This window comes from Pseudomonas sp. JS425 (assembly GCF_018223845.1).
GTDB lineage: Bacteria > Pseudomonadota > Gammaproteobacteria > Pseudomonadales > Pseudomonadaceae > Aquipseudomonas > Aquipseudomonas asiatica.
Genome location: NZ_CP073661.1, coordinates 3,794,480 through 3,806,962, shown reverse-complemented (window position 1 = coordinate 3,806,962; position 12,483 = coordinate 3,794,480). Strand labels below are relative to the sequence as shown.

Annotated in this window: 15 protein-coding genes; 8 read left to right on the top strand and 7 right to left on the bottom strand. The window is 64.1% G+C overall.

All coding sequences use genetic code 11. The features are described 5' to 3' along the window. Positions 1-557: 557 nt before the first annotated feature. Both KDB76_RS17650 and argC read right to left on the bottom strand, forming a co-directional pair. On the bottom strand, positions 558-1,244 hold the full coding sequence (locus KDB76_RS17650) for a GNAT family N-acetyltransferase (RefSeq protein WP_013973019.1): 687 nt from the start codon (positions 1,242-1,244) through the stop codon (positions 558-560). A gap of 79 nt (positions 1,245-1,323) precedes the next feature. Then, a complete protein-coding gene (gene argC / locus KDB76_RS17645) occupies positions 1,324-2,265 on the bottom strand; it encodes an N-acetyl-gamma-glutamyl-phosphate reductase (protein WP_038409779.1) in 942 nt (313 codons plus the stop codon). A gap of 108 nt (positions 2,266-2,373) precedes the next feature. Between argC and KDB76_RS17640 the strand changes: the two genes are divergently transcribed. Continuing rightward, positions 2,374-3,255 carry a LysR family transcriptional regulator gene (locus KDB76_RS17640; RefSeq protein ID WP_025338802.1) on the top strand — a complete coding sequence of 294 codons (882 nt, stop codon included), beginning with the start codon at positions 2,374-2,376 and terminating at the stop codon, positions 3,253-3,255. Positions 3,256-3,278: 23 nt separating this feature from the next. On the opposite strand, the gene KDB76_RS17635 is transcribed toward KDB76_RS17640, so the two are convergent. Together KDB76_RS17635 and KDB76_RS17630 are read right to left on the bottom strand one after the other, a co-directional pair. Further along, positions 3,279-3,485 (bottom strand): 4-oxalocrotonate tautomerase family protein, encoded by a 207-nt coding sequence (locus KDB76_RS17635; protein WP_023663433.1) that lies wholly within the window; start codon positions 3,483-3,485, stop codon positions 3,279-3,281. A 17-nt stretch (positions 3,486-3,502) separates the two neighbouring features. After that, positions 3,503-4,237 carry an SDR family oxidoreductase gene (locus tag KDB76_RS17630; protein ID WP_038409778.1) on the bottom strand — a complete coding sequence of 245 codons (735 nt, stop codon included), beginning with the start codon at positions 4,235-4,237 and terminating at the stop codon, positions 3,503-3,505. A 124-nt stretch (positions 4,238-4,361) separates the two neighbouring features. On the opposite strand from KDB76_RS17630, the gene KDB76_RS17625 reads away from it, so the two are divergent. Together KDB76_RS17625 and KDB76_RS17620 are read left to right on the top strand one after the other, a co-directional pair. Next, positions 4,362-5,270: a LysR family transcriptional regulator gene (locus KDB76_RS17625; RefSeq protein WP_013973014.1), complete on the top strand. Its 909-nt coding sequence runs from the start codon at positions 4,362-4,364 to the stop codon at positions 5,268-5,270. A 106-nt stretch (positions 5,271-5,376) separates the two neighbouring features. Further along, on the top strand, positions 5,377-5,649 hold the full coding sequence (locus tag KDB76_RS17620; protein ID WP_013973013.1) for a hypothetical protein: 273 nt from the start codon (positions 5,377-5,379) through the stop codon (positions 5,647-5,649). 123 nt (positions 5,650-5,772) lie between these two features. Here the strand turns inward: KDB76_RS17620 and KDB76_RS17615 are convergent, their stop codons facing one another. Then, positions 5,773-6,423 (bottom strand): TIGR04211 family SH3 domain-containing protein, encoded by a 651-nt coding sequence (locus KDB76_RS17615; RefSeq protein WP_013973012.1) that lies wholly within the window; start codon positions 6,421-6,423, stop codon positions 5,773-5,775. 206 nt (positions 6,424-6,629) lie between these two features. Between KDB76_RS17615 and KDB76_RS17610 the strand changes: the two genes are divergently transcribed. Then, positions 6,630-7,109: a VOC family protein gene (locus KDB76_RS17610; RefSeq protein WP_003259234.1), complete on the top strand. Its 480-nt coding sequence runs from the start codon at positions 6,630-6,632 to the stop codon at positions 7,107-7,109. 65 nt (positions 7,110-7,174) lie between these two features. Here KDB76_RS17610 and KDB76_RS17605 read toward each other — a convergent pair whose 3' ends face one another. Then, complete coding sequence (locus KDB76_RS17605) at positions 7,175-8,923, bottom strand: BCCT family transporter (protein WP_013973010.1); 1,749 nt, start codon at positions 8,921-8,923, stop codon at positions 7,175-7,177. Positions 8,924-9,239: 316 nt separating this feature from the next. Between KDB76_RS17605 and KDB76_RS17600 the strand changes: the two genes are divergently transcribed. The 4 genes from KDB76_RS17600 (at position 9,240) to KDB76_RS17585 (ending at position 11,412) form a co-directional block, all read left to right on the top strand. Beyond that, positions 9,240-9,557 (top strand): hypothetical protein, encoded by a 318-nt coding sequence (locus tag KDB76_RS17600; RefSeq protein ID WP_003259233.1) that lies wholly within the window; start codon positions 9,240-9,242, stop codon positions 9,555-9,557. Between the two features lie 8 nt (positions 9,558-9,565). Beyond that, positions 9,566-9,766 (top strand): DUF1289 domain-containing protein, encoded by a 201-nt coding sequence (locus tag KDB76_RS17595; RefSeq protein ID WP_013973009.1) that lies wholly within the window; start codon positions 9,566-9,568, stop codon positions 9,764-9,766. Positions 9,767-9,815: 49 nt separating this feature from the next. After that, positions 9,816-10,457, top strand: coding sequence for a LysE family translocator (locus KDB76_RS17590; protein WP_015270713.1), 642 nt, complete (start codon positions 9,816-9,818; stop codon positions 10,455-10,457). 166 nt (positions 10,458-10,623) lie between these two features. Further along, a complete protein-coding gene (locus KDB76_RS17585) occupies positions 10,624-11,412 on the top strand; it encodes a transporter substrate-binding domain-containing protein (RefSeq protein WP_024087296.1) in 789 nt (262 codons plus the stop codon). Positions 11,413-11,433: 21 nt separating this feature from the next. Here KDB76_RS17585 and KDB76_RS17580 read toward each other — a convergent pair whose 3' ends face one another. Next, a complete protein-coding gene (locus KDB76_RS17580) occupies positions 11,434-12,453 on the bottom strand; it encodes an XdhC family protein (protein ID WP_013973006.1) in 1,020 nt (339 codons plus the stop codon). Between the last annotated feature and the right edge of the window lie 30 nt (positions 12,454-12,483).

The window sequence follows — 12,483 nt, the reverse complement described above, 5'->3', positions numbered from 1 at the left end:
GTTATCTGTGCGACAGCGCAGCCCAAAGGGCTGGGCAATCTCCCACAGGCCCTTGGATCAATGCACGGTCTTGCGCTGCCGTACACACTCCTGGGCCTCTCATAGAACTGCACATAACTCATTGAATTAGCAGGGACCCTGTGGGAGCGGCTTTAGCCGCGAACACCGGCGCAGCCGGTGCCATGCACCGCGTTGGATTCTTCGCGGCTAAAGCCGCTCCCACAGGGTACGAGGATCGCTTGCGAATTCAGTTATCTGTGCGACAGCGCAGCCCAAAGGGCTGGGCAATCTCCCACAGGTCCTTGGGTCAATGCACGGTCTTGCGCTGCCGTACACACTCCCGGGCCTCTCATAGAACTGCACATAACTCATTGAATTAGCAGGGACCCTGTGGGAGCGGCTTTAGCCGCGAACACCGGCGCAGCCGGTGCCATGCACCGCGTTGGATTCTTCGCGGCTAAAGCCGCTCCCACAGGGTACGAGGATCGCTTGCGAATTCAGTTATCTGTGCGACAGCGCAGCCCAAAGGGCTGGGCAATCTCCCACAGGTCCTTGGATCAATGCACGGTCTTGCGCTGCCGTACACACTCCTGGGCCTGAGCGGTCAGTTCGTCCAGCCGCTCATCCCGCATCTGTTCCGCTTCGATCATCGCATCCTCACCCTGCTGGTTGAGCAGGTAGGTATGGATCTGCATCACTTCCGCCGTCTGGTAGATCGGCGCAATATCCAGTCGCCCGATCAGCGCGCCGCTAGCCCGCCCGGTACTGCTCATCAGTACCTGCGGCCCATTGGCGGCCACCACCTGCATGCCCATCGCCTCGAACCACGGTACCTGGCTGGCAAAGGCATTCAGCTCGACGCAGGCATGGCGTGCCTGCAGGTCGCCCAGCAGGGCGCGGGCGATGCCTTGGCGTCGATGGCTGGCGCGCACGGCCAGGAACGCCAGGGCGCACGCCTGTTCATCGTCCTCGGCCGGCAGCGACAGGGCAAACCCCAGCAATTGGTCTGGCTCTTCGGCATCCAGCGCCAGGGTCAGCGCCACGGCCAGGCCGCGGGTACCGTCCAGTGCTTGCAGGTACTGGTGCACCTCCATGCCAACGCCGTACTGGTACAGCGGGTACAGCGGGTTGTCGGCGCTGATGGCGACACTGCTCAGTTCGCCGACGTGGTGGATCACCAGTTCGCGGATCTGGTTCTGGAAGGATTCAGGCGGCACGCTGTCGAGGCGGCTCAGGATGAACATCGGGGGGCGGGCTCCGGCGGGTAGATGGACGGCCCGCGCCATGCGGGCGCGGGCTGTACAGTCTAACCGTTTTTGCCGATCAGCCTTGTACCTGCAATGCACCGAGCATCAGGTCGAGGTTTTGCACCGCCGCACCGGAGGCACCTTTGCCGAGGTTGTCGAACACTGCGGTCAGCAGCACCTGGCCATGCTCAGGGTTGGCGTAAAGCGCCAGGCGCAGGTCGTTGCTGTCGTTCAACGCCTCGGGGTCGAGGTTCGGCGCTGCGCCGTGCTGGTGCAGGGGCATTAGCTGGACGTGGCGGGCACCCTGGTAGTGCTGCTGCAGGCAGGCCTGCAGCTGTTCGGCACTGACCTGGCCGGGCAGCAGGCGCAACTGCAGCGGGATGCTCAGCACGATGCCCTGGCGGTAGGCACCGTAACCGGGCATGAACATCGGCCGCGCCGACAGCCCGGCGTGCTGCTGGATTTCCGGCACATGCTTGTGCGCCAGTTCCAGGCCGTACAGTTGCAGGGCCGGGGTTTTGCCGGCGGCGGGCTGTTCATGCCGTTCGACTGCGGCGCGGCCACCACCGGAATAGCCGGAGATGGCGTGGATGTTCAGCGGGTAGTCCGTTGGCAGCAGGCCGGCCCTGACCAGTGGGCGCAACAGGGCGATGGCGCCGGTGGGGTAGCAGCCGGGGTTGCTGACGCGCTTGCTGTGCGCGATGCGCTCGGCTTGCTGCTCGTCGAGCTCCGGCAGGCCATAGACCCAGCCTGGGCTGGTGCGGTGCGCGGAGCTTGCGTCGATCACCCGCACTTGCGGGTTGTGGATCGCCGCCACGGCCTCGCGGGCGGCATCGTCGGGCAGGCACAGCAGGGCGATGTCGGCGCTGTTGATCGCTTCGCGGCGGCGTTGCGGGTCTTTGCGTTCGGCTTCGGGCAGGGTCAGCAGGCGCAGATCGCTGCGGCCTTGCAGCCGGGCATGGATCTGCAGGCCGGTGGTGCCTTGGTCACCGTCGATGAAGACAACAGGTGTGTGCATGGTCAAAGTCCGGTCGGGTAGGGATGGCCTATGCTCGCTTGTGGCTCTGGTAAAGAAAATTTGAATATGATGATCGATATATTCATCTTTTCTGAACGAGATTGGCCCATGCGCGAAATCAGCCTCGATCGCCTCCGCACCTTGGTGGTCATCTCCGACCTGGGCTCGTTTGCCGAAGCCGCCCGCCAGCTCAACCTGGCACCGCCCACCATCAGCCTGCACGTGGCCGAGCTGGAAGCGCGCATTGGCGCACCGTTGCTCACCCGCACCCGCGGCCAGGTGCGGCCCACGGTCATCGGCGAAACCCTGCTGGCCCGTGCCCGCCGCCTGCTGGCCGACGCCGACCTGGCGCTGGATGAAGTGCGCCGGCAGGTCGAGGGCCTGACCGGCCGGGTGCGCCTGGGCGCCTCCACCGGTGCCATCGCCCACTTGCTGCCGCAGGCGCTGGAGCACCTGCGTACGGTGCACCCAGGGATCGATGTGCAGGTCCAGGTGCTGACCTCCCAGGCCTCGTTGGCGCGCCTGCGCGAAGGCACGCTGGATATCGGCCTGGTGGCCTTGCCACAGGTGGCCGGTAAGGGGCTTGCGGTTACGCCCTGGCGGCGCGACCCGATCCTGGCCTACGTGCCGGCCGACTGGCAGCCACCGGCCAAGGTTACGCCGGCCTGGCTGGCGCAGCGGGCGTTGATTCTCAACGACAGCAGCACCCAGCTTTCGCGGGTGACCGGCGAGTGGTTCGCGGCAGCGGGGTTGTACCCTGAGCCGCGAATCGAGCTGAACTACAACGATGCGATCAAGAGCCTGGTCGGGGCCGGGTATGGGGCGACATTGCTGCCGCAGGAGGGGGAGTCGGCCGAGCTGGACCGGCGCATTGCCCGCCGGCCGCTGCGGCCGGGGTTGTGGCGGCAACTGGGCATTGCCTGCCGGGAAGGGCAGGTGGAGCGGGCCACGGGGTATGTGTTGCAGGCGTTGGAGCGGTTGCGCCAGTAGGGGCCGCAAGGCGGCCCTTGGGGTCACCCTCGCTCTCGGGCCCGCACCGCAGTCACTGTCTCCCCGCCAACCCCCCAGTTATCGGTCGGCACCTCCTCGATCACCACAAAGGTACTGGCCGGCGGCTTGCCCAGCACCTGCTCCAGCATGCGGGTCGTCTGTTCGATCAGTTGGCGCTTGTGCTCAGCACTGACGCCTTCATTGGTCACGCGAATATGGACATAAGGCATGGTTGCTCGCTCCTCTGTTAATGCCAGGTGCCAGCGGTGCTACCGCCATCCACCGGCAGGATAACGCCGCTGACGAAGCGTGAGTCGGCCAGGTATAACACTGCATCCACGACATCCTGTGGCAAGCCGGTGCGGCCACTGGGTGACAGCGCGCCCATGCCTTGTGTGTTGCCGCCATGCAGCGGTGTATCGATGATCCCCGGTGCCAACGCATTCACCTGCACGCCGCTGGCTGCCAGTTCAAGTGCCAGGCCTTTCACCGCCTGGTTCAGGCCACCCTTGACCAGTACCGGCAGCAGGGCCGGCACGCGGGTGTCCGGTTGCAAGGCAATGGAGGCGGTGATGGCGATGATCTGCCCATGCCCTTGCCTGGTCATGATCCGCGCCGCTTCCTGGGCCGGGTAGAAGAAGCCCTTGAGGTTGGTGCCGACCAGGGCGGCGACATCCGCTTCGCTGTACTCGGCAAACGGCTTGGCAATGAAGATGCCGGCGTTGTTGATCAGCAGGTCGACCCCGCCAAAGGCTTGCTCGGCGCTGGCGAACAGGCGCTGGGCCGTGCCCTGCTCGGCGATGTCGCCAGCCACGCCGATGAAGCGCGATGGGTTGCCGAGGCGGGCGGCGGCTTGCTCAAGGCGGGCCTGGCTGCGGGCGTTGCCGACCACGTTGTCGCCGCGTTCGAGGAAGGCCTCGGCCAGGGCGAAACCCAGGCCGCTCGAGGCCCCGGTAATAATGACGGTGCGTGGCGTGTTCATGTGCATGATCTCCAGTGAAGTGAGCCATGGGCTCGGTGTGAAGCCACTGTAGGTTGCAATCAGAACTTGAAAAATGAGGCGCTTGGCATTTCAATCGATACACCATGTAATCAATCGAGCCGACATGACCCGCCATTTCGATGACCTGCAACTGGGCAGCCTGGAACTGTTCTGCCTGGCAGCCGACAGCGGCAGCTTCACCGCTGCGGCCACGGAAGCCGGCGTTACCCCGGCGGCGGTCAGCCGCAGCGTGGCGCGCCTGGAAGAGCGCCTGGGTGTGCGCCTGTTCGTTCGCACCACCCGGCAGATGCGCCTGTCCTCAGCCGGCCAGGCCTATTACCAGCAATGCCGGCAGGCACTGGGGCAGTTGGTGGAGGCCGAGCGCCAGGTCACGGGCGGGCAGGTCGAGCCGAGCGGTCGGCTGCGTATCAGTGCACCCACGCCCTATGCTCATCACCGGCTGTTGCCGCTGCTGCCGCGGTTTCGCCAGCGCTACCCCAAGGTGCAGGTGGATGTGCATGTCAGCAACCGCAACGTCGACTTTGCCGAGGAACCGTTCGACCTGGCCATTCGTGGCCGCGAGCCGGCCGATTCGCGGCTGGTGGCGCGTCGCCTGGAAGATGCCGAACTGGTGGTGGTGGCCACGCCGGGCTACCTGGCCCGTGCCGGCACGCCACGAACACCGCACGACTTGCTGCAACATGAGTGCATCCAGTTCGAACTGCCCAGCAGTGGCCGCCGCCCGCCGTGGAGCTTCCTTCAGGATGGCCAGCAGGTGGAGATCGAAACCCAGGGTGGGTTCACCTGCCTGGGCGACTTCCTCGCCACCGCCACGCTGGTGCGCCACGGCGGCGGGCTGATGCAGGCTTACCGCTTTACCGTGCAGGACGCACTGGCCAGTGGCGAACTGGTGGAAGTGCTCGCCGAGTTTGGCGGCACTTCGCGGCCGTTCATGCTGATCTACCCCCAGGCCCGGCACATGCCGCTGCGGGTGCGGGTGTTCATCGATTTCCTGTTTGCCGAGGGGGCATAGCCCCCGGGCTGAGCCGAGGCGCCGGGGCGTATGGCCGACTATGCTGTTTGCTGCGTCGAGCCAGTGTCATCTCGACGACCCTTCAGGTTTTCCAGGAGAACGCTCCATGAAATCCACTAAATGCATACCTTTGCTGGTGATTGCCTCGGTCCTCAGTTTTGCCGCACACGCAGACCCGGCGAGCAACTGTGCGGCCAAGATCAAGGAGCTTGAGGATTTCGAAAAGGCCAGTGGCCAGGCAATGCATGGCGGCATGGCCCATGACTTCAAAGTCCACTTGCAAAATGCCAAGGATGCTCAGAGCAAGGGCGATATGACTCAGTGTCAGGCCTCGGCGGACCAAGCCAAGACTATCTACAACAAGGCACGTAGCAAGTAAGCCCTTGCTGGCCTCTTCGCGGGTAAACCCGCTCCTACAGTATCTCCAACAGGCTCAAGGCCAGCGTGGTTACTGTGGGAGCGGGTTTACCCGCGAAGAGGCCAGCGCAGGCTGGCGCCGTCTTCAGAACCAGCGATCGTTCTTCCTGCGCCCACGGGTCAGCGACGGCAGGATCAGCCCCGCCAGCAAGCCCGCGCCGGCAATGCTGCCGCCATACACCATGTAGCGCATCATCACCTGCTTGTTCTCGTCTCCCAGGCGGGCCTGGGTATCGCGCAGCTGCGACTGGCTCTGGTCGAGCTGTTCATTCAGCGCCTGGTTGCGCGCTTCCAGTTCGTCGATCAGCTTCTTGCGTGAATCGAGGGTTTCCTGCATGCCTTGCACGCGGTTCTTCCAGCTGTCGTCGATGTTCTTCAACTGCCCGGTCAGGTCCGCGACCTGGGCATCGAGCTGCGGCAGGCGCTCGCCCTGGCCTGGCACCGACTGCAGGTCGTTGCTGAGAATCCACACCACATCGCCGTTCTGCCCGCGCACCTGGCTGTAGTTGCCCTGGCTGCCGATCAGGGTCAGCTTCTGCCCGGACTTGAGCGTACCGACAATGCGGTGGCCATCGGTGGGGCCGCTGCGCACATAGGTGCTCAGGCTGTCGCTGACCCAGCGTGCATCGCTGGCAGGCTCTTCGGCGTGCACCGGTGCGGCAAGGGCCACCAGGGTGGCGATCAGGCCGCCGCGCAGGGCAGTGAGGGCGGAAGCAGTTGGGCGGGAATCGGGCATGTTGGGTCTTCGCTGAAACAGGACAAAAAGTAGGCCCGGTGACTGGGCCGATGAACCGGTCGGTGGGTTGACCGTCAGCGAAAGACCGTTTTTTTGTCAGCAGGTTCACTACCTGATGTCGGAAATGTCTGCAGGATGTTGCAGGACTTCAACCGGCGACTGTGAGACTAGACTCAAAGGCTCACACCCTTTCTTGGAACAAGACCATGACAGCCAAGAACACAATTTGCCTCTGGTACGACAACGACGCCGAGGAGGCCGCGAACTTTTACGCCAGCGTCTTCCCTGACACGGCAGTGATAGCGGTGCATCAGGCACCTGCTGATTATCCATCCGGGAAACAGGGTGACGTGATTACCGTGGAGTTCAGCGTCATGGGTATTCCCTGCGTGGGGCTCAACGGAGGCAAGGCCTTCACGCATTGCGAGGCGTTTTCATTCCAGGTCAGCACCGAGGACCAGGCCGAGACCGACCGCTTGTGGGATGCCATTGTCGGCAACGGCGGGGAGGCCAGTGTCTGCGGCTGGTGCAAGGATAAATGGGGGATTTCGTGGCAGATCACCCCGCGCATCCTCATCGAAGCCATCGGCCACCCCGACCGGGCGGCGGCCAAGCGGGCGTTTGATGCCATGATGCAGATGGGCAAGATCGATGTGGCCAGGATAGAGGCGGCGTTGAAGGGCTGATCACGGCAGTGAAGGCATCTTGATCGGGGGCTGCGCAGCAGCCCCGATTCCACAAAGTTGCCAGGTCAGTTGCCGGTCACTTCGGCCTCTGCCGACGCCGGCTTGGTCGAAGCCTTCTTCTCCTGCACCACGATGTAGAACTCTTCGCCATGCTTCACCGCGCCATACAGCACTGCCTTCTCGATCAGTTCGTTGCCGCGCAGGTGGCGCAGCATCATCGGGTCCTTGCGCAGGTCGCGGTACAGCGCCAGGCACAGCAGCACCATCACCACCACGAACGGCAGGGCCACGACGATGGTCAGGTTCTGCAGGCCGGTCAGTGCCTCGCCGGGGTCGCGCGGGTCGCCGATTGCCAGCATGATCGCCGCCACCGTACCGGTCAGCGCGCCCCAGAAGATCACCGTACGGCGCGATGGCGTGGTGGTGCCGTGTTCCGACAGCGTGCCCATCACCAGCGAGGCTGCGTCGGCACCGGAGACGAAGAAGATACCCACCAGAACCATCACCAGCACTGATGTCGCCGAGGCCAGCGGGTAGCTGTCCAGCAACTGGTACAGCGCGTGGTTGCTGTTGACTGCACCATTGGCCAGCTGGAAGGCGCCTTCACGCAGGGCGTCGATACCCGCGCCGCCAAAGATGGTGAACCACACCAGGCTGACCAGGCTCGGTACCAGCAGCACCCCGGTAACGAACTGGCGGATGGTGCGGCCGCGGCTGATGCGGGCGATGAACATGCCCACGAACGGCGTCCAGGAAATCCACCAGGCCCAGTAGAACACGGTCCAGCCGGCCAGCCAGTTGTTCATCTGTTCACCGCCGCTGGCGTTGGTACGGGCCATCATTTCCGGCAGCATCTTGACGTAGATGCCGATCGAGGTTGGCAGCAGGTTGAGCATCAGCAGGGTCGGGCCAACCATGAACACGAACACCGCCAGCACCAGCGCCAGCACCATGTTGGTGTTGGACAGCCACTGGATGCCCTTGCCGATGCCCGACACCGCCGAGGTAACGAAGGCAATGGTCAGCAGGGTGATGATCGAGATGTAGAACAGCTTGCCGGGGCTTTCGATCCAGCCGTTGTATTCCAGGCCACCGGCAATCTGCAGCGCGCCCAGGCCCAGCGAGGCCGCCGAGCCGAACAGCGTGGCGAAGATCGCCATCATGTCGATCAGGCGGCCGAGCGGGCCGTTGGCATGCTTGCCGATCAACGGCCGGAAGGCGGCGGAAATCAGCTGCGAGCGGCCGCGGCGGAAGGTGCCATAGGCAATCACCAGGCCGACGATGGCGTACATGGCCCAGGGGTGCAAGGTCCAGTGGAACAACGTCGTGGCCATGGCCACCTGCATCGCTTCGCTGGACTGCCCGGTGGCCGTCCCTGGTGGTGGCGATACATAGTGCGACAGCGGTTCGGCAACGCCGAAGAACATCAGGCCAATGCCCATGCCGGCGCTGAACATCATCGCCACCCACGACACCGTACGGAATTCCGGCTGTTCGCCATCACGGCCCAGCGGGACCCGGCCGTAACGGCTGGCCGCCAACCACAGCACGAACACCACGAACAGCGTGGAGGTAAGCACGAAGAACCAGCCGAAGTTGAGAATGACCCAGGATTGCGCGCTGGAGGCGCTGCTGGCGAGGCTTGCCTGGTTGAGGAAGCCCCAGAGGACGAAAGCGATGGCCAGGAAGCTGGTGAAACCAAAGACGATCCAGTCGAGCTTGCCCTCGAAACGCCGGTCCTGGCGTGCTTCCGCGGTTTTCGAGGGATCCGTCACGCCAAGGTCGAGCGTTTCGGTGATGTGTTCCTTTGCCATGAATGATGAGGCCCCTTTCTGGCTTACCGGCTGGTGCAGGCTTGTAGTTTTGTGTGGGCTACCGAGTTCGATGACTGCCTCGGCGGGGAGATTGCTGGCGGGATTATCCTGCGCACTAAACGGCGGCTCCTGTCCCGATAACGCCCCGGGGCGTCCATTACGCGACCTGCCAAATACTTTTAGTTCTGGGGGCGATGGCCCTTTCTGCCTCGGGTTCTGGTACCCTGTGGGCATTACCCAGGCCTGCACATCCGGGCATCGTAGAAGCGCTGCCGCTTGTGGGCCTGGCCGTACCAGGAAACGGAGATTCGTCCAGATGGCCACTGACCGTGTGAGCCTGATTCATTTCGATAAATTGAGCATGAGCCCTGCCGCTGCCGATCGGTTCCAGAAAGCCCTCGACGCGCTGGAAGCGCTCAAGCTGCAGGACCGTTACGTGTATCTCATCGCTCCTTATCTGGGTGATATCGCTGACGCCTCCGACCGCGAGCAACTGGCCACCGCCCTGGAACAGGGCTTGCGCGTGGTCGACGAGCTGCTGGCTGCCAGGTCGGTCACCAAGGTCAAGGCCGAAGAAGTACGCCAGGTGTTCCACGCTGCCGCCGAGCGCGCGCAGGCTGAAATGCCCGGCTGAGTGGCGGCATGGCCAAAGACATCGACAACCCCTGCGTCTCGCTGTGCCAGCTCAATAGCGAGCTGTGCGTGAGCTGCGGGCGCAGCCGTGACGAAATTCGCAAATGGCGGAGCATGAAGCGCCCCGAGAAGATGGCCACCGTGCAGCGGGCGGCAACGCGGATGAAGGCTATCGCCAAGAAGGCGGCCAAGCGGCAGAATGGCGACTGAACCTGCGCACCCTGTGCGCAATTTTCCTGATTGTCTGACGAGCCTGAAAATGGATTCTCACTCGCTGTTTGCCTTTACCCTGGTCGCTGCCATCGCGATCGCCAGCCCCGGCCCTGCCACCCTGATGGCCATCAACAACAGCCTTGCCCATGGCCAGCGCAGCGCGATCTGGTCGTCGCTGGGCAATGGCTCGGGCCTGTTCTGCCTGTCGGCAGCCGCCATGCTGGGGCTGGGCGCGCTGCTGGCCAGTTCCGAAATGCTGTTCAACGCCGTGAAGATCCTGGGGGCGGGCTACCTGTTCTATTTGGGCGCGCGGCAATTGCTGAAAAAGAGCCCGATGCTGGCGCAGGGCGACGCAGAGGGTGTGGCCAAGGTTCGGCCCACGCCGCTGAAGCTATACAAGTCGGCCTTCCTCACGGCAGTGACCAACCCCAAGGCGACCATGTTCTTCACCGCGCTGTTCCCGCAGTTCATCGACCAGGGGGCGGCGCTGTTGCCGCAGTTCCTGATCCTGACCGGGATATTCGTAGCGTTGTCGCTGGTTTCGCTGAGCCTGTATGCCGCACTGGCGGCGCGGGCCAAGGGCGTGCTGACCCGGCCGTCCCTGTCGCGCTGGGTGAGCCGGGTGGTGGGCACTACCTTTATCGGTTTTGGCGCGGCAATTCTGGCGATGCGCCGGCAGGGGGCCTGAAGTACGAGGGGCGCTCCATCTGGCCGATAAAAGGCCAACCTGATGGCCATACATGGTCCAGACTGTCTGCAGCACGCACAGATGGGTGCTGCAGTCGACCACAGGACGTGGCAACCATTGGCCACCGCTCCGGGTCTGCGGATGTCACATGTGCCGAGGGTTGTCGATGATCGAGCGCTGCTTTCGCCACGCCTTGTTGCTGTTGCCGTGCCTGCTGCTGCCGCTGGCGGCGGTAGCGCATGAGGAATGCCGGCGGCTGACTGCCACCGGCAACCCGGAATACCCCCCCTACCTGTGGCGCGACCCGCAAAACCCCCAGCAACTGATCGGTGCCAATGCCGACCTGCTCAAGTACCTGGGCAAACAACTGGGGCTGGAAATCGAGGTGGTCTACGGCGGGCCGTGGTCGCGCGCCCAGGAAGAAGTGCGCACGGGCCGGATCGACCTGATGGCCGGGTACTTCCTGACCAAGACCCGTCAGCAGCAGATGGACTTCATTACCCCGGCATTCCTGTATACCCCAAGTGTTATCTGGGTGCGCCAGGACAATACCTTTGCCTACCAGCAATGGGCCGACCTGAAGGGCCGCAAAGGCGGCACGCTGGTCAACAACAGCCACGGCCAGCAGTTCGACGACTACGCCAGAACCAACCTCACCCTCGAAGCGGTACCCGGTGCCAGGCAGGCATTCGAGAAGTTGATGCACAAGCGCAGCGATTATGTGGTGTACGAGCAGTATCCCGGCTTGGCGCTGGCACGCACCTTGGGGATTGCCGACAATTTACAGGTGCTGGAACCACCGGTATCCAGCGAAGGGCTGTACCTGGCGCTTTCGCATGACTCGCCCTGCAATCAGCCGAAGCTGCGTGAGGCACTGACAAGGGAGATGGAAAAGATCGTTGCCGGGGCGTTGCCGGAGCAACTGGTGCAGCAAAACCTGGAGCGTTGGCAATAAATAGCAGCCTGGCATGCGCTCCTACAGGGCTCGGGCCAACTGCTCGGCTTCCTTGGCCCGGATCACGCTGACTGCGCTGGGCAGGGTGACATCGTTCTTCGCCGCTAGGATCTCGGCCATGACGCTGACGGCAATCTCGGCTGGGGTCTTGCTACCGATATAAATGCCGATAGGGCCGTGCAGGCGCTGCAACGACGCTTCGCTTTCGCCAAAGTGTTCGATCAGCCGCTCGCGGCGCAGCTGGCTGTTGCGCCGTGAGCCGATGGCACCGATATAAAACGCCGGGCTGTGCAACGCTTCGAGCAGGGCCAGGTCGTCCAGCTTGGGGTCGTGGCTGACAGCGACGATGGCGCTGCGCAGGTCCGGGGCGAAGGCGCGGACGACGTCGTCCGGCATGCCGGCAAGGTGGTTGACGCCGGCAACGTTCCAGCCTGCTGTGTACTCGGGGCGCGGGTCGCACAGTGAAACGCTGAAGCCATTGAACAGGGCCATGGTCGCCAGGTATTCGGCCAGCGCGCCGGCACCGATCAGCAGCAGGCGGTAGCCGGGGCCCAGAGTGCTGAGCATGTGCCGGCCATCGAAGCTGAACAGTTCGGGCGTGGTGGTGGCGCTGAGGCTGGCTTTGCCGCTGTGCAGGTCGAGCCCACGCCGTACCAGGTTGCCGCCGTCGAGGCCGGCGAGCAATTGTTCGAGGTGTGGCAGCGACGGGGAGAATTCCAGCACCAGTTCGAGGGTGCCGCCACAGGGCAGGCCGAAGCGGTGGGCCTCGTCGGCGCTGACGCCATAGCGCACCACCTGGGGCAGGCCGCCGGGCATGCCGGGGCCGCCGTAGGCGCTGGTGTAGCGGTGAATGAGGTCGTCCTCGATGCAGCCGCCAGAGACACTGCCAACCACACGGCCGTCGCTGCGCAGGGCCATCATCGAGCCGACCGGGCGGGGGGAGGAGCCCCAGGTGCGGGCGACCGTGGCGAGCAGGGTGCGATGGCCGGCGGCGAGCCAGTCTCGGGTGGTGCGCAGGACCAGCAGGTCGATGCTTTCCATGGGTACTCCGGTAAAGCCTGGTGTTCAAGG